The following is a 22,160-nucleotide window of genomic DNA, read 5'->3' on the forward strand; positions in this document are numbered from 1 at the left end:
GTGAAATACGGCGAGCCGGCAAACCCCCGGCAACCTCAGCGTCACCTGCGTGCGGCAGAGTCGGTCGAATGGACCAATCGATTGCGAACCTCGCCCTCGATCTTATCGACACGCGCTCGACGCTCGGCGTCACCGGGGTTGCCGCGATCGCGCGAACGCTCGCACGATTCGGTGCGCCCGCTCTCACCTACGCGAGCCGTCACGGCGTTCGCGTCGTTCCGCTGCTTCGCAATCAGCGCTACGCGCAAGCTTCGGCGGCGCTGCAGCGGCTCGGCGTCGACGTCGATAGCTGGCCGGCGCCGCCGGCCGGCCTCTTCGTCGTCGAGGAGCGTTGCATGTATTTGCGATCGCGCAGCGCTATGACCGTGGCCCACGAATTCGGTCACGCCTTGGACTGCGCGCTCGGGGGCGGTGTCTACCGTTCGAGCGTCGATCCCGCACTGCGCCGGCTCTTCGCCGATGCCCGCGCGTTCGTTACGCCGTACGCCGCTACCGGCCTGGATGAATATTTTGCCGAAAGCCTGCGCGCGTACGTCGAGGCCAACGATCCGCAATCGTTTTGGCCGCGCGCCACGCGCGAGCGCTTGCGGCGCGTCGACGCGCCGATGTTCGGCTACGTCGAGCGCCTCTTCGCGTGCGACTTTCTCGCGGCTATTGCTTGACCGCGGTCACTTGCGCCGTGGTTACCGGCCCGGCCGAGTTGCCCCACGACGATCGCACGTAGGTAATCACCGATGCGATGTCCGCGTCGCTGAGTTGACCCTTCCACGGCGGCATCTGGCCGTTGTAGCTCTGGCCGTTCACTTGAATCTTGCCGGTCAAACCGTATTTCACGATGTGGATCACTTTGGCCGCGTCGCCCGTAACGACCGAATTCTTGGCCAGCGGCGGAAACGCGCCGGGCTGCCCTTGGCCCGCGGCCTGGTGGCAACTCGCGCAGTTGCTCGAAAAGACTTGCGCGCCGTGCGCATTCGCGGCGCCGCCCGCCGATTTCGGAGCGGTGGTCGCGCTGCTCGTCGTCGTGCTCGTGTCCGTCGAGGTGCTGTTCTTCGAACAGCCCGTCGCGAGCAGCGCCACGGCCAGTATGCCGCTAAGTGCGATGAGAGATGATGGTCGCATACAGCACGTCCTTTCGAAAACGCCCTTCGACAACTTGGTCCTTCGACGAGCTCTGTCCTTCGACGAGCTCTGTCCTTCGACAAGCTCAGGATGACAAAGAGGGGGGGCGCGTTTGTCATGGTGAGTTTGTCGAACCGTGGGTCCGTCCTTCGACGGGCTCAGGATGACAGAGGGGTTGGGCGCTCATTGCCCAGGCTAGGGCTACGAGTAGGAAGTTTGCGACGAGCGAACTGCCGCCGTAGGAGATGAACGGGAGCGTGATTCCGGTGAGCGGGAAGAGTCCGATGACGCCGCCCACGATGATCACGACTTGGAAACCGAGCGTAGCCGAAAGACCGACCGCCAGCAGCTTCGTGTAGAGATCGGGTTGCGAGAACGCCACGCCGAGAATGCGCCGCACCAGCAGAAAAAAGAGCCCGAGCAACACGACCGCGCCGAGCGCGCCGAATTCTTCGGAGAACGCGGCGTAGATATAATCGGTCCCGACATCGGGAATGAATCCCGGATGGCCCAAGCGGTAGCCGGTGCCGAAGAGACCGCCGGCGGCCAGCGAGTAGTACCCCTGCGCGGCCTGATAGCCGGCGCCGAGCGGGTCGGCGAACGGATTGCGCCAGACGGCGATGCGCGTTGCCACGTAGCTATAGTGGTGCATCGCCCAAAGCGCAACCACACCGAAGACGCCGAACCCGCCGATCACCAGATCGATTCGGCGCGTCGCCACGTAGAGCAAGGCGGCAAAGGTTGCGAGCAAGAGGGTCGCCATGCCGAGATCGCGCTGCAGGATCAGGATCGCCATCGAAGCGCCCCACCCCAAAAAGAGCGGTCCCAAATACTTCACGTTCGCGCGTATCGACCACGGCTTCGCCGTCGCGATGACGTCGGCCGTCTCCGCGAGATAGGCCGCCAAGAAAAACACGATGAACAGTTTTATCAGCTCGACGGGCTCGTATTGTACCGGACCGAGTTTGATCCACAATTTCGCGCCGTTGACTTCTTGACCGAAGATGACGAGCATGAGAAATAGGACGAGCGATCCCAGCACCCACAAATACTTAAACGATGCCAACCGCCGGAATTGCGTGAACGCCGGACCGGCCACGATCGCCAGCAGCAGGGAGATCAGCAGCCAGTATTGCTGCTTGTGGGCAAGTTGCGGCGAGATGCGGGCCACCAGCGTTAAGCCGAGCGCCGAGAGCACGATTGCGATGGCGGGCAGCACGTCGTCACGGCGCGCGTCTTTGGGCTGCCAGAGCACCCATGCGACGCTCGCGCAGGCGAGCACGACCAGTAACCAGGGCGTGACCGTTTTCGGCGGCACGAACGAAAGCATCAGCGCGGCGACGGCGATCGCGATCGCCGTTGGAGCGAGGCGCCGAAGCGTGATAGTTACTGGAGGCACAGAGCGGCGTAGAACGCGGCAGTCGCGGCAAGCGTCGTGAGAACCGTGCGCCAGAGCGGCGGCGCGCACGCCGCCGAGCTCGCCGGTTCCACTTCAGCGTCGTAGCGCACGATGAGCAGATCGTCTTTGCCAGCGTGGCCTGGACCCCACACGAGCTGCTCGGAGAGGCGCCGGCGGTCGTCACTCGTTCGCGTGCGCCGCCCGGAGAGCACGAGCGCATCGCCGCCGGTCAAAGCGAAACTGCAGACGGCGACTTCCAGATGCGGCTCGATTCCAACGGCTCGCGTTAAAACGGAAAGCCCATCGGCATCGAAGGCATCGTCTTTGGTGAGGCCGACCACGTAGCCGTCGCGCGAAAGATAGGCGGCCGTACTGCCGACGTGCGCGAGATAGACCCGCGCGTCGATCACGAGGGCGGCGGTGACCGAGCAGCCGCTGGTTACGTAATCGTCGTGCGAGGCCGAACGCGAATACAGATCGCCGTTCACGCGCGCGAGCGCGCCGATCAGCGCGCCGGTCACGGCCTTCGGCCGGAGTTGCACGCGCCGCAACCGATCGTTACGCGAGCGCCGTTCGAACTCACCTCGCAGGCGCCCGAGCGCGACGCGTGCCGGCGGCTCGCCGTCGATCGTGCCGAAACCGTGTGCGACCGCAAACAGATACGTCGCCGGAGCGAGACGCGCCGAAAGCACGCAGCCGCGATCGCCGCTGACCGCTACTTCCATTGGTCCCGATCCAAGATCGTCATTCGCGTAGACCCCACATCTAGTATATCCCCGGGCCGCACTTCGATGCTCTCGGTAACCCGTTCCCCGTTTAAGAACGTTCCATTGCTGCTCCGTAGATCGCTCAGGTAGACGACTCCGCCCTCGGCATCGAATTTTGCGTGCCGGCGGCTGACCTCGCCGTCCGCGAGCGGCACCTCCACGTCCGAGGCCCGGCCCACCACGCAGGGTAGCGGCGCGCCGGCCCGGCGTTTGCCGACGCCCGGCTCGCCGATTTCGAATTCGATGCGGAGCGGCGCGAACGCTGCGGGGTCCGCCGGCGGACGCGGACGGATCCGGTTGGTCACCACACCGAAAACGACGAGCGCGGTCAAGATTTCCAGCGAGCCCAGGCGCATGTGCGCGGCAAACGTCAAGGGTCGAGCGCCTCGAAGCGCAGCTGTGTGTTTCCAAAGGCAACCACATCGCCGTTTTCGAGGCGCTGGCTACTGATTCGTTCGCCGTTAACGAAGGTTCCATTGGTCGATCCGAGATCGTGCAGTACCGGCCAGCCGGCGTCGGTCTCGATGATGGCGTGCGCGCGCGAAACGCTCGGATCGACCAAAAAAAGATCCCGATCTTCGCTGCGTCCCACGCGCGTGGTGCGCTTGAGCGCGTAGACTGCGTCCGGCGGCACGCCTTTGACCATTCGCAGCACGAACCCGTTGTGCGACGGGCCGTTCGCGTTCGCCGGCTCCGGCGATTCCGGAGACCACGCCTCGATCTCGACCGAACCGGCAACGATGCCGATCTGTTCGTCGAGCTCCACGACCGGATCGACTCCGCCGAAGGTGATGCCGACGCGGCCGGCCACATCGGCCAGCAGGGCGGCCCATTCGCGTTCGAGATACTCGCGATGAGGTGCGAGGCGTTCGAAGTCCGACGTGTGGACCAACACGGTGAAATGTGAGGGCGAACTCATGCGCCCGTCGTCGTTCTGCGTGCGCGTCTCCATCGTCGCGACGAGCTTGCGGGCGATTTGAGCCGGCTCGAGGTCGCTCGGGAACGTCTTGGCGAACGCGCGCTCGATGAACGCCGCACACGCTTCCTCGATCCGTGCGAAGAGGCTCATGCTCGGCGCTCGAGCCTCGCGATGAAGAATCCGTCGCGACCGCCCAAGCCCGGCGGTACGAGCACGTCGCCGTCGACGGTTTGCAGCGGCTCGTAATTCGCGGGAATCAAACCGCGCTGCACGTTGTGGGTCTGCAGCAACCACTCGACGACCTCGGTCGTCTCCTTCGGGTCGGTCGAGCAGACCGCGTAGACCAGCGAGCCGCCATCGTACAATCGAGGCGTCAGCGCGTCGAGCAAGGCCCGCTGCGTCTGCGCCAGCCGTTCGCCATCGTCGGCGCGCTTGCGCCAGCGCGCCTCGGGATGACGGCCCATGACGCCGATGCCCGAACATGGCGCGTCGACGAGCAGGCGATCGAAGCGTCGATCGAGATCGAGCTCGGTAGCGTCGCCCGTGACGATGGTCGCGCTGAATCCGGCATCGGTCAAACGCCGCTCGAGCGTTGAGGAGCGGCGCACGTCGCGTTCGATACACGTCAACGATCCCTCGCCGCCGAGACGTCCCGCGCTCTGCAGCGCTTTGTTGCCGCGTCCGCTGCACACGTCCAGGATCGCCTCACCCGGCTGAGGATTGAGAATGTCGACCGGCATGGCCGAAGATTCGCTCTGCACCCACCAAGCCCCGGCAGCATCGCGTTCGCCCGAACGCGCGAGCGAGGCGTCACCCACGAGCAGCGAGTCGCGCGCGAACTCCGAGGCCACCGCGGTCGTTCCGCGTTCGACGAACCACGCCCCAACCGCGTCGAGCGTCGTCTTGGCGGGGTTGATTGCGACGGCGCTCTGCGCCGGAGCGTTGCTCGCGTCCAGAATCGCTTCGATGCGTTCGTCTCCGAAGCAGGCGCGCCATTGCCGCACGACCCACGTTGGAAACGAATATTTCACGCCGAGATACTCGTCCTCGTTCTCGAAATCTTCGCGCTGCGGCGGGCCCGGTTTGTCGCGCAAGAACGAACGCAAGACGGCGTTTACAACGCCCGCCGTGCCGCGGTGGCCGTACCGTTTTGCGAGGTTCACCAATTCGTTGGTGGTCGCGTGCTCGTGCGCGCTCGTGTACGCAAACTCGTAAACGCCAAGCCGCAAAATCTCCGCAATGGTCGGCGGCAGCGGTTTATCGCGCGCCCCCGTGTACGGCCGCAAATACCAATCCAGCGCGCGTCGCATCTTGATCGAACCGTAGGCGAGTTCGGTTGCGAATGCTCGATCCCGGTCGCTCAACGTCGACTTGCGAATCCGATAATCGAGCGATTCCTGCGCGGACCGATCGATCGCCGGCTGCTCCACCGGAAACACATCGCGCAAGACGGCCAGCGCAACTTCGCGAGCGTTAATTGGAACGGCTCTCCGGGAACTCGGCGGGCACTCTTACCATGGGTCCTATCCTTTGGGGTCGTTGAGGGCGATGTGTGACGCGAAGGCGGCGCCGGTCGCGGCGGGCTTGTTGGGGGCGATGACTTCGACGAGGTTGACGGCGCCGCGGCCGCATTGGACGGTTACCGACGGGGGCGTGACGCCCACGATTTCGCCGGGTTCGCAACCCGAGGAGCCGGTGCCGATCTCGGCGCGCAGCACTTTGAGCGGCGTCCGCGCGACGGTCGCGCGGGCGGCCGGCCGGGGTGAAAAGGCGCGCACGGTATTTATGATGCGAGCCGCGTCCCACCTCCAATCGATCTCGAGATCGCCCTTGACGATCGGTCGCGTAACGCTCGGTTCGCCGCGTTGCGGCTCGCGCGGAATGAATCCGCTCTGCGCGAGGTCGATCGCGTGGCGCAGTACCAGCGCTCCGAAATGCGCGAGCCGATCGTGCAGGTCGCCGTAGGTTTCGTCGGGGTCGATGGGCGTGCGCTCCTGGAGCACGATATCGCCCGTATCCATCCCGGCATCCATGAGCATGATCGTGACGCCCGTTTCGTTTGCGCCGTCGCGCAGGGCCGATTGCAGCGGCGTCGCTCCGCGATAGCGCGGCAAGAGACTCGGATGGACGTTGAGTGCGCCCAAGCGCGGTAGTTCGAGCAGCGCTTGCGGCAGGATCTTGCCGTACGATGCGAGCGCGAACACGTCGTAGCCGTCGCCGACGGTACTCGCAAACGTGGCGAGCGATGACGGTTCGTGAACCGGAATCCCAAGCTCGAGCGCGGCGAGCTTTACCGGCGTCGCGCGACGTTTGTGTCCGCGACCGGAGGGTCGATCCGGCTGCGTGACGACGCCGCGCAAATCCGTATGCTCGGCCATCATGCGAAGGCTCGGAACCGCGAACTCGCTGGTTCCAAAGAAGAGGGTTCTAATAGGCGTCGGCCGCGGCTTGCTCGGCGATCTCCAACTCTTCTTCGGTGCGGGCCGGGCGAATGTTTTGGGCTTTGTCGATATAGAGTACGCCGTTGAGGTGATCGATTTCATGCTGCAACGCCTGAGCGAAGAGGCCTTTCCCTTCGAGGCGGAGCTTGTTGCCGTGACGGTCCAAGCCGCTGACTGCGACGTGATTGAAGCGTGCGATCTCGCCGACCATGCCGCGCACCGAGAGGCACCCCTCGGTCATTTCGACTTCGTCTTCGGCTAGCTCGATCTTGGGGTTGATCACGACGAACTCGCCGCCCTCGGGATGCTCCTCGTCCTCGCCGGCGTCCATCACGAACAAACGCTTCGCGACGTTGACCTGCGGCGCCGCCAGCCCGACGCCGGGAGCGTCGTACATCGTTTCGAACATATCGTCGATCAATTGCTGAAAGAGCGGATCGGCGATCTCCTTCGGGTCCACGCGCTTGGCGATTTTGCGCAGGGCCGGGTGGCCGTCTTGGACGATCTCGCGCAGGTAGGGCATGGCCGCCTTTCTTCTCCGTCCTACAGGATATAGCTTGTGAGATCCGCGTTGGTAACCACGTCCTGCAGCTTTCCGCGAACGTAGGCGGCGTCGATTGCGACCGCTCCCCGTTCCTCGGGCGCGCCGTAGCTCACGTCTTCGAGCAGGCGTTCGAGAACCGTGTGCAGCCGGCGGGCGCCGATGTTCTCGCTCTGATCGTTGACCTGCATGGCAAACTCCGCAATCTGATCGATCGCATCCTGCCCGAACTCCAAGGTTACGTTCTCGGTTGCAAGCAGCGCCTTGTACTGCTCGATCAGTGCGTTCTTGGGTTGCGTTAAGATCGTGCGGAAATCATCGGCCGTCAGCGAGTCGAGCTCGACGCGGATCGGAAAGCGTCCCTGCAATTCGGGAATCAAATCCGAGGGTTTGCTGATATGGAAAGCGCCGGCCGCGATAAAGAGCACGTGATCGGTCTTGATGGCTCCGTGTTTGGTGTTGACCGTAGAACCCTCGACGATCGGCAGAATATCGCGCTGCACGCCCTCGCGCGAGACGTCGGGACCGCCGGCGCCTTGGCGCCCGGCGACCTTGTCGATCTCGTCGATGAAGATGATGCCGTGCTCGCTCGCGCGGCGAAGCGCTTCACGCTTGACCGCATCCATGTCGATGAGCTTCGCGGCTTCTTCCTGCGCGAAAATTCGGCGCGCTTCGGCAAGCGTCACGCGCTTCTTGACACGTTTTTTCGGCAGTATTCCGCCGAGCATCTCGCCGATATCGCCGCCGGTTTGATCGAATCCGCCGCCCATCACGCCGATGGGCATCGAAGGCTGCTCCTCGATTTCTATCTCAACGAGGCGCACGTCGTAGAAGCCGCGTTCCACGTCGGAGCGCGCTTGCTCGCGGACGGCGGCCGCGTCGCCGCTCGGCTGTGGCTGCGGCGGCGGCTGCGGTTGCGGCGGTGCCGTCGGCTGCTGTCCGCCGAAATTGTTGCCGAAGATCGATCCCAAGGTCGCGGCAAACGCATTCGGAGATTGTTGCGCCGAGGGCGGCCGCGTCTCCGGATGCAGCAGATCGATCACGCGTTCGACCGCCATTTTTTCGGCGGCGTCCACAACCTCTTCGCGGCGTTCGTCGGTGACCATGCGCACGGCGTGCTCGACCAAGTCGCGAACCATCGACTCCACGTCGCGCCCCACGTAGCCGACCTCGGTGTACTTCGTCGCTTCGACTTTGACGAACGGTGCGCCGGCAAGCAGCGCCAAGCGGCGCGCGATCTCCGTCTTGCCCACGCCGGTCGGGCCGATCATGAGGATGTTCTTGGGGATAATTTCGTCGCGCAGATCCTCGCGAACGCGCGAACGCCGATAGCGGTTGCGCATAGCGATCGCAACGGCGCGCTTCGCGGCAGCCTGCCCGACGATGTATTTGTCGAGTTCGGCCACGATTCCGCGCGGGGTGAGTTCGCCACCCTCGCTCATAGCGTCTCCACCACGATCTTGTCGTTGGTGTAGATGCAGATCTCGCCGGCTATTTCCAGGCCCTTCTTCGCGACCTCTTGCGCGTCGAGCGACGTGTTGCGCACGAGCGCCGACGCGGCGGCTTGCGCGTACGGTCCGCCGCTTCCGATCGCCGCGATCCCCTCGTCGGGTTCGATCACGTCGCCGGTGCCGCTGATGACGAGCAGCTGTTCGGTCGTTCCCACGATGAGCAACGCCTCGAGCCGGCGCAGCGCGCGATCTTGGCGCCAGTCTTTGGCCAGCTCCACGGCGGCTCGCTGCAGGTCTTTGTACTCGCCGTACTTCTTTTCGAATTTCTCGAGCAGCGTGATTCCGTCGGCCGCGGAGCCCGCGAAGCCGGCGAGCACTTTCCCGCCGGCAATCTTGCGAACTTTACGGGCGCCGTGTTTCATGACGGTCTTATCGAGCGTCACCTGTCCGTCGCCGGCGATCGCCAGCTTTCCGTCGCGGCGGACTGCGAGAATTGTCGTAGAGCGGATTCTCATATCAACATTTCAGTACCCGGCGCCGGCTGCGGTGGTTTCACATCCGCTTCGATCGCGAAGGTATCGATCGCGGCGAGAGCGCGCCGAGCGAGCGCGCCGCGGCGAGCCTTCTTCTCGCGAATCTCGCGGTCGAGCGGCGGAAAGGGTGCCCAGGTCACGTTGGCCGGTTGAAAATCCACGGTGGTGGTGTTCTGCAAATGCGCCACCACGGCGCCGAACGCCGTCTCGCGCGGGAACGCAATCGCCGGCAGACCGCGAATCGCTCGCGCCGCATGAATGCCCGTCATCGCCCCGCACGCCGCGGCTTCAACGTATCCTTCGGCTCCCGTGATCTGCCCCGCGAAATAGAGCGCATCGGTTCCGCGCAGTTTTAGCGATTCATCGAGCAGTCGCGGCGAATCGATGAACGTGTTGCGATGCATGACGCCTAGGCGCAGCCATTCGGCATGTGCCAAACCCGGCAGTTTTCCAAACGCTTCTTTTTGCGACGGCCACGTTAGGCGCGTTTGAAAGCCGACCAGATTGAACGCCGTGCCTTCCGCGTTCTCTTTGCGCAATTGCACCACGGCGTGCGGCGTAACGCCGGTTCGCGGATCGCGCAGGCCCACCGGTTTGAGCGGCCCGAATCGCAGCGTATCGTCGCCGCGGTCGGCCATCTCTTCGATCGGCAGGCAGCCCTCGAAGTATTTAACGCTCGCGTCGCTCTCGAACTCCTTGGATTGGTGGCGCGGCAACGTGCGCAGATCGTGCAGGAGCTGGGCGTACTGCTCGCGATCGAGCGGGATGTTGACGTAGTCGTCGCCATCGCCTTTCTCGTAGCGCGATTTGCGATACATCGGCGTCTCATCGATCGAATCGGCACTGACGATGGGCGACGCCGCATCGAAATAGTGCAGCCGCTGCGACCCGATAACGCGGTCGATCTCCGCCTGCAGGGCTTCGGAGGGAAGCGGCCCGCACGCGACGATCGTGGGGCGATCCAGAGAGATCTCGGCGACTTCGTCGCGATGCAGGACGATCCGAGGCTCGCCGGCGATACGCGCTTGGACGGCACGGGCGAACCGCTCGCGATCCACCGCGAGCGCGCCGCCGGCCGGAACCGCCGCCTCGCGCGCCGAGGTGACGACGATCGAGTGCAATTGCGCGAGTTCTTCTTTTAGTAAGCCGACGGCGTTTTCGAGAGCCGCGCCGCGCAGCGAATTGCTGCAGACCAACTCGGCGAGATTGCCGGTTTTGTGAGCCGGCCCGCTCTTGTGCGGGCGCATCTCGAAAAGATCGACGTCGATGCCTTGGCGGGCGGCTTGCCACGCGGCCTCGCAGCCCGCCAGGCCGCCGCCGATGACCGTAAGCCGCGTCATACTTCGACCGGTTCGCGCTCCTCCGGCTCGGACTGTTGCCCGAGCGAGCTGACGTCGTGTTCCTTGTCGGCCGCACATTCAAGGGTCAACTGGCCGCCGCGCCGCGACTTCGCTACCACGTAACTGCCGCAAACGGGACACGGTTCGGGGATCACGCGATCCCACGAGACGAAATCGCAGTTGGGGTAATTCGCACAGCCGTAGAACGTGCGGCCCTTGCGCGATTTACGTTCGACGATCATGCCGCCGTCTTTGGGGCATTTCGCGCCGGTGTCTTTAAGGATCGGGCGCGTGGTCTTACATTCGGGATAGCCCGTGCACGAGATGAACCGGCCGAATCGTCCCGTCTTGATAACCATCGGTTTGCCGCAATTGGGACAGATCTCGTCGGTGGGCTCGTCGCGAATCTCGAGCTTGGGAAGCTTCTTCTCCGCCTCTTCGAGTTCGAGGGCGAACGGACCGTAAAACTTTCTCAACACCTCAACCCAATCGCCGTTGCCGATAGCGACTTGGTCGAGATCGCCCTCCATCGTCGCGGTGAAGTTGGTATCCACGATATCGGGGAAGTGCTCGGCGAGCAGGTCGTTGACCGAGATGCCGATATCCGTCGGCGCGAAGCGGCGCTCGACTTGAACCACGTAGCCGCGCGCTTGAATCGTTTCGACGATCGTGCTGTAGGTCGACGGACGGCCGATGCGGTTTTCTTCGAGCGCTTTGACCAGCGTCGCTTCGGTAAAGCGCGGCGGCGGCTCGGTAAAATGTTGTTTGGGATCGAGTTTGTGGAAGTCGAGCGTCTCTTGTTCTTCAATGACCGGCAAACGCACGCGCCCCTTTGAAGGCGCCTTGCCGTTCTTCGTTCCCGCGTCGGTCTTTAGGGCGGCTTCGTCATCCTTACCCTCCTCGTAGACCTTCGTGAAGCCGGCGAATTTAACGACCGAGCCCGTGGCGCGGAACGTGTACGCGTTGGCGGCGATATCGACCGCCGTCTGATCGAGCACCGTCGCCGACATCTGCGAGGCGACGAATCGCTCCCAAATCAGCGCATAGAGACGGAGTTCGTCGCGCTTGAGCACGTGCGCCATTTTTTCGGGCGTATGATGCACCGACGTGGGGCGGATCGCTTCGTGTGCGTCCTGGGCGCCCTCGCGCAGCTTGTGGGTGCGGCCGCCCCCGTGATAGGCCTCGCCGTAGGTCTGCGTGATGAACTCACGCGCGGCGTCGCGCGCGCTATCCGAGATGCGCGTCGAATCGGTTCGCATGTAGGTGATGAGGCCGACGGTGCCTTCGCTGCCAAGATCGACGCCTTCGTACAGACCCTGGGCGATCTGCATCGTTCGGCGAACCCGCAAACGTAATTTGCGCGACGCTTCCTGTTGAAGCGTGGAGGTCGTAAACGGCGCGGGCGCGTTACGACGCACTTCCCGGTGTTTGATCGAGTCGACGCGATAGCTCGCACCCTGCAAACCGGCGACGACGGCGTCGGCCTCAGCTTGCTTGGTCACTTCGATCTTCTCGCCGTTATGCCCGATCAAGTCCGCCGGAAACACGAGTTCCGCATCGGCTTGCGAACTCAAGAGTGCGGTGATCGACCAATACTCGCGCGGTACGAAGGCGCCGATTTCGCGCTCGCGATCGACGATGAGCTTCACCGCCACCGACTGGACTCGGCCGGCGGAGAGACCGCCGCGAACCTTCGCCCACAGCAGCGGGGAGATTTTGTAGCCGACCAGGCGATCGAGGATGCGCCGCGCTTGCTGCGCGTTCACGCGGTCGATATCGATCTTGTGCGGGTTCTTGATGGCATCGAGAGCCGCGTCTTTGGTGATCTCGTGTAACTCGATACGCTTGGGATCCTCGAGTTTGAGCAACTCGGCCAGGTGCCACGCGATCGCTTCGCCTTCGCGATCGGGGTCGGTGGCGAGGTAGACGTCGCTCGCGCCCTTGACTGCGGCTTTAAGCTCCTTGATCACGTCGCCTTTGCCTTTGATCGTGAGATATTTCGGCGTAAAGGAGCCGTCGTCGACGTTGACGCCGAGCGTGCTCTTCGGCAGATCGCGGACGTGGCCGACCGAGGCCTTCACGACGTAACGCGCCGGAAGGAACTTCTTGATCGTCCTGGCTTTCGTGGGTGATTCGACGATGATCAGGGGCTTTTTCACAGGCCCAAGTATACCCCCGTCGTCAACCCTCGGGCAATCGCCGGAGCCCTTCCCTCTATATAATGAAGGCCGGCGCCGGCCTCCGCGACGTCGCCCGGCGTCGGAGCGAACGCATCCGAACGGCCCCGAAAATCGCTTCTCGGCGGAACGTTTCGCCGAGATTCGCGCGCGTTTTTGCATGGCGATTTGCGCCAATATTTGCATTAGATGCAACAATTGTTATATGATGCGCTCAAAGCGCCAAACTTATTGTGCGCTATCCAACATCATCGTCGGTCCCGCGGGGACCGAGGGAGGAATGAATGGATTCCGATATGATGACCAACGGCGGAACGATGGCGGAAGAAAAACCGTCACGCGGACGCCGTAAATCGAGCGGACGCAAAAAGGCCACCGGCCGTAAGAAGGCCGCTCGCAAGTCGACGACGGGACGCAAGACCGCGGCCCGCAAGACGACGGGTCGCAAGAAAACTGCCGGACGCAAAAAAGCTGCCGGCGGACGTAAGAAAGCCACCGGACGTAAGAAAACGGCCGGACGTAAGAAAGCCACCGGCGGACGCAAGAAAACCGCCGGACGTAAGAAAACTGCCGGACGTAAGAAAACGGCCGGACGCAAGAAAACGGCCGGACGTAAGAAAACGGCGGGACGCAAGAAAACCGCTGGACGTAAGAAAACTGCCGGACGTAAAAAAACGACCGGCGCGCGCAAGAAAACCGCCGGCCGTAAAAAGGCCACCGGCACGCGCAAGAAAGCCACCCGTAAGGGCGGTCGCAAAAAGAAAGCCTAGAGGATCCGCGCTAGGCGCACTACTCTAAATTAAAAGGTCGAGAGAACATCTCGGCCTTTTAGTTTGCACGCTCGCAGCGGCAGCCCGCCGGGGAAAAGAAAGAAGCCGCGCATTCGCAGCCCCTCCTTGAAGTTTGTAACGCCTTCCGTCACATGGTAGCAAGCGGGCGCGCGCCTTGCTAGTGAGTCCGCAGAAGCTTAACACAGGCCTCGCCGCACGCTTGGATAGCCGGTGGGTCGGAAGACCTACACGACCGCCCGAACCGCATGCGGCCTACGTTACCGGTACGACGATGACGCTACTACGACGGCTCGGAACGTTCGCCCTCAGGGCGAAGAAGCGTCCGGCGGTCGGCCGGCCGCTGCAGCGGGCCGGTTCGAATTGCCAATCGTTCGATTTTCCGCGCGCGGATTGTTATAATCGACTGCGGGGGTAGAAACGATGCGTATCTTCTTGTCGCTCGCCGTTCTCACCGGGTTTGCCCTAGGGTTCGGCGGAGTGGGCCTAGCCGCAACGGCACCGTGTCCGAACGAAGTCGTCGTCACGAGTATTCAGGTCGGCAGCGGCCGTTTTGAGACCGCCGACCGGTGCGTACCCACAAGTGCGCTCGGCTCGCAGGGAACGATCGTCTCATGCATGCGCGACTGTTATGCTGCGCTGTCGGCCGAATCTTCGAATGCGTACGATTGCGCGTTTGCAGCCAGACCCGAGCAAGTCGATCGCGTGACGCGATCGATTCCGCAAGTGCGCGGCGCCAATGGCCAATGTATGCCCGTCGCCGGCGATCTTTCCGATCGCGCGACGCGCGCGCCGATTGCCGCGCTGCCCGGCGTCGAACCGATCGTTCTGCGCTCCGTTGAACCGATTCGCGCGCAGCCGATCGGCGAAAGTCCCGCGTTCCAAAACTCGCCGCGGTTCGAACCGGCTGCCGCGCGCATGCCGGCGATGGAACCGCGCGCCGGTGCCGGTGTGCAGCACGCTTCCGGTGCGGGCGGCGGCTCGTCGCGGCCGATACCGCACCGCGCGTAACGCCGGCGACGCTCACGTTTGAGCGTCCGTGCGCGTTGTAACGCGCATGGGGCGCAAATGGTGGCCCGAACTCGCATTCGCAGGCGCGATTCTCGCCGGCTGCAGCGGCAGCGGAGGCGTGCCCGCACCTGGCCCCGGGCGCACGCCGCCGCCGAACCCCTCGGCACGCAGCGTGCGCATCGCAACGGACCCGTTCACGAATTCGGCGAGCCAACACGCGACGCAAGTCGAACCGTCCGCGTTCGCGAACGGATCGACGATCGTTGCGGCGTTCCAAGACGGGCGATTCGTCAGCTTCGGCGCTTCCGATATCGGGTTTGCCAGTTCGCTCGACGGCGGCGCGACGTGGAATTCGGGTGTGCTCCCAGGCACGACGACGCTCGTCGCGCCGCCCGGCTCGTTCGATAGCGTGAGCGATCCTTCCGTAACCTACGACGCGGCGCACGCGGTGTGGCTCGTTGCATCCTTGCCGATCCTCTTCAACCGCGCGCCGACGCCCGCCGCGCTCGTGAGCCGTTCCACCGATGCCGTTCACTGGTTCGATCCGGTCGCCGTTGCGCCGGGGCAGCCGTCGACCGATAAGGACTGGATCGCCTGCGATAACACGGCGAGCAGTCCGTATTACGGGCGTTGCTATCTCGAGACCGACGACGGAAACACCGGCATCATCCGGCTCGACGTTTCGAACGACGGCGGCCTTTCGTGGGGCCCCGTGCAAAACACGCTCGGGGCGGCAACCGGAATCGGCGGTCAACCCCTGGTGGCGCCCAACGGCACCGTCGTCGTGCCGATCGACGATTTCAACGAAGCGCGCGTTTTGGCGTTTGCATCGCACGACGGCGGAGCGACCTGGTCGGCTGCGACGCTGGTTTCGTCGATTGCCGACCATCTCGATGCCGGATCGATTCGCAGCAATCCGCTCGTCTCGGCCGGAATCGACGGCGCCGGAACGCTCTACGCAGTATGGCAGGACTGCCGCTTTCAAAGCGGCTGCACGGAGAACGATCTGGTGCTCAGCACGTCGAGTAACGGCACGGTTTGGAGCGCGCCGGCGCGCATTCCGATCGACCCGCCGGGCAGCGGCGTCGACCATTTCATCCCCGGGCTCGGAGTCGATCGCACGTCGTCGGGCGGCGGCGCCCGCTTGGCGCTAACGTACGATTACTACGCGAATGGAACGTGCACCATGGCGTCGTGCTTACTCTACGCCGGATTCGTCGAATCGCGCGATGGCGGAGCGACGTGGAGCGCGCCTGTGACGCTCGCCGGCCCGATGAATCTCGAATGGCTCGCGCAGACGACACAGGGCAGCATGGTCGGCGATTACTTAGCCGCCGTCTACGTTGCAGGCCGCCCGATCCCGGTCTATACGGTCGCCAACCCGCCGGTCATCGCGACACTCGACGAAGCGATCTACGTGCCACAGCCGCTCGTTATTCCCGCATCGTTCGGCGCGTTGCGCAGTTCTAAGGGCGAACGCGCCGCCCGCGGTGCGGTCTCCGATCACGGCCCGCGCCGCGTTCGTCCGTTCCTAGGCGGGATTTAGCGGCGGTAAGACGACCGGGCCATTCACTAAGTCGGGTGCTTGACCGCCGTGCTCTTCGACCCAGTGACATGCCGCCGAGTGGCCGGGCGCGTATTCGCGCAACGGCGGTTCCTCGATCGTGCAGCGATCGAACGCAACCGGGCAACGCGTGTGAAAGCGACAACCCGACGGCGGATTGACCGGCGACGGGATGTCGCCCGTTAATACGATACGTTTGCGGCGCCGTTCGACGCGCGGGTCGGGGATCGGAATCGCGGAGAGGAGCGCCTGCGTGTACGGATGCAGCGGGTTGTGGTAGAGCGGATCGCGATCGGCGACCTCCACGATCTTGCCGACGTACATGACGGCGACGCGCGTCGAAATATGACGAATGACCGAAAGGTCGTGCGCGATGAACAGATAGGTTAAGCCAAGCTGCTTCTGGAGATCCTCGAGCAGGTTGATGACCTGCGCTTGAATCGAAACGTCGAGCGCGGAGACCGGCTCGTCGCAGACGATAAACTTCGGGTCGACCGCGAGCGCGCGCGCGATTCCAACACGCTGGCGCTGACCGCCCGAGAATTCGTGCGGGTAGCGATTCGCGTGATAGGGCTGCAGTCCGACGAGATTCAGTAAATCCTGCACGCGCGTATCGGCGGCCTTGCCGTGCGCGATGTTGTGAATGCGGATCGGCTCGCCGACGATGTCGCCAACGGTCATGCGCGGATTCAAACTCGCGAACGGATCCTGAAAGATGATCTGGATGTCTTTTCGCAGCGAGCGCACGTCGGTGCGATTGAGCTTCAAGACGTCGCGGCCTTCGAAGAAGACCTCGCCGCTCGTGGCTGGGAGCAGTTTTAGTAAGAGCCGCCCGATCGTCGTCTTGCCGGAACCGGACTCGCCGACGAGCCCGAGCGTTTCACCCTTGCGGATATCGAAGCTTACGCCATCGACCGCCTTAACGTCGCCGACGTGCCGCGAGAGCAGCCCGGAATGAATCGGAAAGTATTTGACGAGGTCTTTGACATCGACGAGCGTTGAGGACGGCGCCGCCGTCTCGATTGGCATGGCAGCGGTCATTTAGTGTACCGTTTCTACATCGATGGGGCGCTGATCTTTGGAGCGTTCGTCGTAGAGCCAGCAACGCGCGACGTGATCCTCGCCGAAGTCGTAAACGGGAACGATTTCGTCGCAGATCGGCATGCGATACTTGCAGCGCGGCGCAAACGCACATCCGGGCGGCAGACGCAGCAAGTTGGGAGGCTGACCGGGAATCGGCTCGAGCCGGCGCTGCTCGCTCTCGTCCAAACGCGGCAGCGACGCGAGCAAGCCTTGCGTGTAGGGCATCTTCGGATCTTGAAAGATCTTGTCGGCGGCGCCGTACTCGACCATGTTGCCGCCGTACATCACGAGAACGTTCTTGCAGACCTCGGCCACCACGCCCAGATCGTGCGTGATCATGATGATCGCCGCACCGGTTTCGTGCTGCATCTCGTTCATCAGTTCGAGAATCTGCGCCTGGATCGTCACGTCGAGCGCGGTCGTCGGCTCGTCGGCGATGAGCAGCTGCGGATCGCAGGAGAGCGCCATCGCGATCATCACGCGCTGGCGCATGCCCCCGGAAAATTGATGCGGGTATTCGCGGATGCGCTTTTCCGGTGCGGGAATTCGCACCTTCTTGAACATCTCGATCGTCTTCTCGGTCGCGTCTTTTTTGTTGTAGCCCAGATGCAGCTGCACCGCTTCGCTAATCTGTTCGCCGACGGTGAGTACCGGATTGAGCGAGGTCATCGGATCTTGGAAGATCATCGCGATCTTGTGACCGCGGATCTTACGCATCTCGTGCTCCGAGAGTTTCAGCAAGTTCTGGCCGTTAAACCAGATCTCGCTCTCGGCGTCGATCTCGCCGGGGCGCTGGATCAAACGCATGATCGAAAGCGCGTTGACCGACTTGCCCGAACCGGACTCGCCGACGATTCCGAGGGTGGAACCGGCCTCGAGCGAGTACGAAAGCCCGTTGACCGCCGTTACCGGGCCGTCTTCGGTACGAAACGTGGTCCGAAGATTCTTGACTTCAAGAAGGGGCATGGGCGCCTTCAGATTCCGGTGAGAGACAAGATGGTGCCGAGCACCACGAATCCTACCGCAACCACGCCCGTGATGCGCTTGAGCTGTTCGTCGGCGCCCATCCGTCCGTAGCTGGACTCGACGCGGCCGCCGATAGTCCCCGAGAGACCCTCTTGTTTCGTGGTTTGAACCGCGAGTAAAACGATCATCGCGAGCGCGGCGATAACGAAGAGGCCGGCCAGACCGTGCGTGAGCCAACCCGCGTGCTGCGTGAACCACGTCTGCGGCGCGAGTTGCGGCTGCGTGGCCGCCTGCGCCTGCATCAGCTGCTGGATTTGTTGCGGCGTGAGGTGGATTTGCTTCGGCGCGGCCGTGGCGGCGGCGAGCAGCAGTGTGGTCAAGCTAGTACTTCTCCATAGACAAGGGATTCTATCACGGGTGGACTGGAGCGACAAGGACGCGCGCCGCGCGCGCGGCCACGTGCTCGGCGCTGAGGCCAAACTGGGCTCGTTGTTTCTCCGGCCGGTCGTGCTGGACCAGAACGCTGGGAACGCCGATACGCTCCACCGCCAGCCCCAAGCGACGATCCGAGACGAACTCTACGACCGCCGAGCCGAAGCCGCCTGCGAGCGAGCCTTCTTCTAAGGTGAGAACGTGCGTATGCCCCCCCGCTAGTTCCATCAGCAGAGCTTCATCGAGGGGTTTGGCAAACCGCGCATTCACGATCGTGGGCAGTTCGGCTTCCCCGCCGGATTGCGCGAGCATCGCGTATGCGTCCAGGGCGAGATCGACCGTATTGCCGTAGGCCAGAATCGCCAGCCCGCCGCCGCGGCGCAGGATCTCCGCCCGACCCTGCTCGATCGGTGCCACCGGATCGCGGTGGCGCCCGCTCGTGCAGCCGCGCGGATAGCGAATCGCCACCGGCCCGTCGAGCCGCAGCGCGTGCTCGAGCATCGGCAGCAGTTCGTCTTCACTGCGCGGCGCCATCAGCGTCATGTTCGGCAGCGTGCGCAAGTATGCGATGTCGTAGAGTCCCATGTGCGTCGGTCCGTCATCGCCCACGAGGCCCGCACGATCCAAACAAAAAATGACCGGCAGATTCTGGACGCACACGTCGTGCACGATCTGATCGTACGCGCGCTGCAAAAACGTCGAGTAGATCGCGCAGACCGGTTTGAGCCCCGCCGTCGACGCGCCGGCGGCAAAGCAGACTGCGTGCGCCTCGGCGATGCCCACGTCGAAATAGCGATCCGGAAATTGTTTGGCGAACTTCGATAGTTTGGTCCCGTCGGGCATCGCCGCAGTGATGCCCACGACGCGCCGGTCGCGCGATGCGACCGCACACATGGCGTCGCCGAAGACGTCGGAGAACGTCGGTCGCGCGTCGGTCTTCTTCTGAAGATTGCCGTTCTCGATCTCGAAAGGCGTGCTCACGCCGTGGAACGTGCGCGAATCGCTCTCGGCCGGATTGTAGCCCTTGCCTTTGATCGTGCGCACGTGCACGAGCACGGGGCCCTCGAAACGTTTCGCCGTTTCGATCGCATCGACGAGCGAATCGAAGTTGTGACCGTCGACCGGACCCATATACCGAAAACCCAGCTCTTCGAAGATGACGGCCGTCTTTTCGGCCGGCGCGACGAAATGCATCGTCGCGATCTCGGCCGCTTCGATTCCCTTTTTTACGGTCCCGCCGAACGGGATGTGATCGAGCACGCGCTTTCCGGTTTGACGCGCGAACTTCGCGAGCGGCTTGCTGCGAAGCACGGAGAGGTACGACGAAATCGCGCCGACGTTGGGGGCGATCGACATTTCGTTATCGTTGAGCACGACGATAAAGTTCGTCTTCATCTGCCCGGCGTTGTTGAGCGCTTCGTAGGCGAGGCCGCCGGTAAGCGCGCCGTCGCCGATCACCGCCACGATCGTTTCGGTGCGATGCGCCAAATCGCGCGCCTGCGCCATGCCGAGCGCCGCCGAGACGCTCGTACTCGCGTGCCCCGCCCCAAACGAATCGTACTCGGATTCGCCGCGCATCGCGAAACCCGACAGCCCGCCGCCTTGCCGAATCGTGTGGAAGCGATCCTTGCGGCCGGTTAAGATTTTATGGACGTAGACCTGATGGCTCACGTCCCAGACGATCTTGTCCTGCGGCAGATCGAGAATGCGTTCGAGCGCGAGCGTCAACTCAACCACGCCGAGATTGGGCGCGAGATGCCCGCCGTTACGCGAACACGTTCGCACCAGCAGATCGCGAATCTCCTGAGCGAGGGTATCGATCTCGGGACGGGTCAGCGATTTCAGATCGGCGGGTGAGTCGATGCGTTCGAGTACCATGTAGTGCGCTAACGATTCGGGCGAAGCCATAAGATGTCCTCAGCCGGACTTTTATCGCTCCGTTACTTTGCGTTACAAAGTTAATCCTGCTTTAAATCGGCGGAGGTCGCTTGAATTGTACTAAATCTTAACCCGTCAATGGTCGATTAGTCCTATTAAGGAAGTCACTTCGCGCGGGTGCGAGTTGTAGCTGAGCACGGAAGCTCGTCTCATTTGAGTAAGCCCATTGTTGCTGCCACGGCTCGCCCCTGGAACCATCCAGCGCCAACGGATCGCCACCTGGTTTTTACGCCATGCGGAGACTCCGTTGCGCCTGCTGATCGGTCCCTCGGGCTCTGGAAAGACGACGGCGATCGTGACGCACCTGCGGAGCGCCACGCGGCCCTACGCCTATGTGAATGCGACGCCGGAGCTCAGCCTCGCCGGCTTCCTCGAGGACGTCTGCGAGACACTGGATCTGCCGCACGTCCACACCATGGCCGCGCTCTTCGGTGAAATCGCCTCGGACGGACCCGTCGATATCGTCATCGATAACCTGGACCTGCTCTCCGGGGAGCTGGCTTCGACCCTCGCCCGCGTGGTGGAGGACGCTCCCGAGAACGTCACCTTCATTTACACATCGCGTTCGCGCGACTCGATCGACGTCAACCGCCTGCTGCCGCACGGTCTCGCGGTCCTCTGCGACGCGCGGTCGCTCGCTTTCGAAACCTCGGAGATCGGCCGCCTGGCCGACGGACTGGGCGTCGAGAACACCGCCACGGACCTGCACGCGCTCCACGAGGCGAGCGAAGGCTGGTCCATCGTTGTGGCCGGGGCAGTTCGCGAGGCGAGCGCCAACGGCCGGTCGTTGCGCAATGCCTACGAGCGCTGGGTCGAGGCCCAGGCCTTCTTCTTCCGACAGTTCATCGAGACGTCGGTTCGCAGCTTGCACGGCGTGAGTTCGGATATCTGGGAGACGCTGATGGCGACCGGCGTTCTCGAGGAAGAGGACGATCTCGCGCTGCTCGAGCGGCGCGGGGCGTTCGTGGCGCGCGATAGCGATTGTGGATACCGCCCCTACCGCGTAGTCGCGCAGTTGATGGGGAACGCACCCGCGACCGCGCACGCGCCGATCGCCGAAGTCGCGCCGATGCTCGTGCGAATGTTCGGATCCTTCGACGCCAAGATCGGTAACCGTTCGATCAAGTGGGTACGGCGCCGCGACGCGCAGATCGTTAAGTACTTGTTGTTGAAAGAAGACGGCACCGCATCGCGCGGCGAGCTCTGCGGCGCGTTCTGGCCCGAGGTCGAGCAGACGTTGGCGTTTGCCAATCTGCGCGTCGCCTGCAGCAACATTCGCAAAGCTATCGCCCTGACCGTCGGCCCCGGCCACGTGGACCGCTACTTTACCTCCGACGGCGACGTCGCGGTGAGTTTTTCGAATATCACGCTCGACGCGCGGCGCTTTCGCCTGCACGTCGGCGACGGCGACAAACAGTATCAACTCGGCAACGTCGACGAGTCCCTCGCACACTACCGCGCCGCCGATTCGCTCTATGTCGGCCGTCTCGGCTGGAGCGACGGCGCCGACACCTGGATCGAGACCAACGCCGCGCTTTACGAGTCGCTTTATCATATCGTGCTGCGGCGGATCGAACAGATCTATCGCGACAAAGGCGACACGATTCGCACCGTACAGTATGCGAGCAAGGCGACCGCCGTCTACGAAAGCCTCAACGCGCCCTCGCGCATCGCCGTTCAAGTAGGCTAAC

Annotated in this window: 21 protein-coding genes; 5 read left to right on the top strand and 16 right to left on the bottom strand. The window is 63.4% G+C overall.

The window, feature by feature from the left end; translation table 11 throughout:
* Positions 1 to 68 precede the first annotated feature (68 nt).
* Positions 69 to 662 carry a hypothetical protein gene (locus tag VIG32_06690; GenBank protein HEY8297693.1) on the top strand — a complete coding sequence of 198 codons (594 nt, stop codon included), beginning with the start codon at positions 69 to 71 and terminating at the stop codon, positions 660 to 662.
* Here the strand turns inward: VIG32_06690 and VIG32_06695 are convergent.
* The 12 genes from VIG32_06695 to topA form a co-directional block, all read right to left on the bottom strand.
* The gene (locus VIG32_06695; GenBank protein ID HEY8297694.1) at positions 652 to 1,119 is read right to left on the bottom strand and encodes a cytochrome c; all 468 of its coding nucleotides are present in this window, start codon (positions 1,117 to 1,119) and stop codon (positions 652 to 654) included. The genes VIG32_06690 and VIG32_06695 overlap by 11 nt on opposite strands.
* Before the next feature lie 115 nt (positions 1,120 to 1,234).
* Positions 1,235 to 2,518, bottom strand: a complete 1,284-nt coding sequence (locus tag VIG32_06700; protein HEY8297695.1) for an FtsW/RodA/SpoVE family cell cycle protein — start codon at positions 2,516 to 2,518, stop codon at positions 1,235 to 1,237.
* A complete protein-coding gene (locus VIG32_06705) occupies positions 2,506 to 3,243 on the bottom strand; it encodes a hypothetical protein (GenBank protein ID HEY8297696.1) in 738 nt (245 codons plus the stop codon). The genes VIG32_06700 and VIG32_06705 overlap by 13 nt, the downstream gene beginning before the upstream one ends.
* Positions 3,234 to 3,659, bottom strand: coding sequence for an FHA domain-containing protein (locus VIG32_06710; protein HEY8297697.1), 426 nt, complete (start codon positions 3,657 to 3,659; stop codon positions 3,234 to 3,236). Before VIG32_06710 ends, VIG32_06705 begins: the two co-directional genes overlap by 10 nt.
* Positions 3,656 to 4,354 (bottom strand): FhaA domain-containing protein, encoded by a 699-nt coding sequence (locus VIG32_06715; protein HEY8297698.1) that lies wholly within the window; start codon positions 4,352 to 4,354, stop codon positions 3,656 to 3,658. The genes VIG32_06710 and VIG32_06715 overlap by 4 nt, the downstream gene beginning before the upstream one ends.
* Positions 4,351 to 5,682: a transcription antitermination factor NusB gene (locus VIG32_06720; GenBank protein HEY8297699.1), complete on the bottom strand. Its 1,332-nt coding sequence runs from the start codon at positions 5,680 to 5,682 to the stop codon at positions 4,351 to 4,353. Before VIG32_06720 ends, VIG32_06715 begins: the two co-directional genes overlap by 4 nt.
* A gap of 45 nt (positions 5,683 to 5,727) precedes the next feature.
* Entirely contained in the window at positions 5,728 to 6,747 is a 1,020-nt protein-coding gene (fmt, locus tag VIG32_06725) for a methionyl-tRNA formyltransferase (GenBank protein ID HEY8297700.1), read from the bottom strand.
* Complete coding sequence (def, locus tag VIG32_06730; GenBank protein ID HEY8297701.1) at positions 6,632 to 7,168, bottom strand: peptide deformylase; 537 nt, start codon at positions 7,166 to 7,168, stop codon at positions 6,632 to 6,634. The genes fmt and def overlap by 116 nt, the downstream gene beginning before the upstream one ends.
* 20 nt (positions 7,169 to 7,188) lie before the next feature.
* Positions 7,189 to 8,628 carry an ATP-dependent protease ATPase subunit HslU gene (hslU, locus tag VIG32_06735; GenBank protein HEY8297702.1) on the bottom strand — a complete coding sequence of 480 codons (1,440 nt, stop codon included), beginning with the start codon at positions 8,626 to 8,628 and terminating at the stop codon, positions 7,189 to 7,191.
* Positions 8,625 to 9,152: an ATP-dependent protease subunit HslV gene (gene hslV, locus VIG32_06740; protein ID HEY8297703.1), complete on the bottom strand. Its 528-nt coding sequence runs from the start codon at positions 9,150 to 9,152 to the stop codon at positions 8,625 to 8,627. The genes hslU and hslV overlap by 4 nt, the downstream gene beginning before the upstream one ends.
* The gene (trmFO, locus tag VIG32_06745; GenBank protein HEY8297704.1) at positions 9,149 to 10,510 is read right to left on the bottom strand and encodes a methylenetetrahydrofolate--tRNA-(uracil(54)-C(5))-methyltransferase (FADH(2)-oxidizing) TrmFO; all 1,362 of its coding nucleotides are present in this window, start codon (positions 10,508 to 10,510) and stop codon (positions 9,149 to 9,151) included. The genes hslV and trmFO overlap by 4 nt, the downstream gene beginning before the upstream one ends.
* Positions 10,507 to 12,669 (bottom strand): type I DNA topoisomerase, encoded by a 2,163-nt coding sequence (gene topA, locus VIG32_06750; GenBank protein HEY8297705.1) that lies wholly within the window; start codon positions 12,667 to 12,669, stop codon positions 10,507 to 10,509. The genes trmFO and topA overlap by 4 nt, the downstream gene beginning before the upstream one ends.
* A 302-nt stretch (positions 12,670 to 12,971) precedes the next feature.
* Here topA and VIG32_06755 point away from each other — a divergent pair, with 302 nt between their 5' ends.
* The 3 genes from VIG32_06755 to VIG32_06765 all read left to right on the top strand — a co-directional run bounded on the left by VIG32_06755 (position 12,972) and on the right by VIG32_06765 (position 16,032).
* Complete coding sequence (locus VIG32_06755; protein HEY8297706.1) at positions 12,972 to 13,457, top strand: hypothetical protein; 486 nt, start codon at positions 12,972 to 12,974, stop codon at positions 13,455 to 13,457.
* A gap of 441 nt (positions 13,458 to 13,898) precedes the next feature.
* Entirely contained in the window at positions 13,899 to 14,486 is a 588-nt protein-coding gene (locus VIG32_06760) for a hypothetical protein (protein ID HEY8297707.1), read from the top strand.
* A 28-nt stretch (positions 14,487 to 14,514) separates the two neighbouring features.
* The gene (locus VIG32_06765) at positions 14,515 to 16,032 is read left to right on the top strand and encodes a sialidase family protein (GenBank protein ID HEY8297708.1); all 1,518 of its coding nucleotides are present in this window, start codon (positions 14,515 to 14,517) and stop codon (positions 16,030 to 16,032) included.
* On the opposite strand, the gene VIG32_06770 is transcribed toward VIG32_06765, so the two are convergent.
* The 4 genes from VIG32_06770 to dxs are packed head-to-tail and all read right to left on the bottom strand — an operon-like array spanning position 16,018 to position 20,409.
* Positions 16,018 to 17,079, bottom strand: coding sequence for a dipeptide ABC transporter ATP-binding protein (locus tag VIG32_06770; protein HEY8297709.1), 1,062 nt, complete (start codon positions 17,077 to 17,079; stop codon positions 16,018 to 16,020). The genes VIG32_06765 and VIG32_06770 overlap by 15 nt on opposite strands.
* A 12-nt stretch (positions 17,080 to 17,091) precedes the next feature.
* Positions 17,092 to 18,099: an ABC transporter ATP-binding protein gene (locus VIG32_06775; protein HEY8297710.1), complete on the bottom strand. Its 1,008-nt coding sequence runs from the start codon at positions 18,097 to 18,099 to the stop codon at positions 17,092 to 17,094.
* Positions 18,100 to 18,107: 8 nt separating this feature from the next.
* Complete coding sequence (gene secG / locus VIG32_06780) at positions 18,108 to 18,479, bottom strand: preprotein translocase subunit SecG (GenBank protein HEY8297711.1); 372 nt, start codon at positions 18,477 to 18,479, stop codon at positions 18,108 to 18,110.
* Positions 18,480 to 18,510: 31 nt separating this feature from the next.
* Entirely contained in the window at positions 18,511 to 20,409 is a 1,899-nt protein-coding gene (gene dxs / locus VIG32_06785) for a 1-deoxy-D-xylulose-5-phosphate synthase (protein HEY8297712.1), read from the bottom strand.
* Between the two features lie 226 nt (positions 20,410 to 20,635).
* Here dxs and VIG32_06790 point away from each other — a divergent pair, with 226 nt between their 5' ends.
* Positions 20,636 to 22,159, top strand: a complete 1,524-nt coding sequence (locus tag VIG32_06790) for an AAA family ATPase (protein HEY8297713.1) — start codon at positions 20,636 to 20,638, stop codon at positions 22,157 to 22,159.
* Position 22,160: the final 1 nt, after the last annotated feature.

The sequence above is a fragment of the Candidatus Baltobacteraceae bacterium genome (genome assembly GCA_036559195.1).
GTDB lineage: Bacteria > Vulcanimicrobiota > Vulcanimicrobiia > Vulcanimicrobiales > Vulcanimicrobiaceae > JALYTZ01.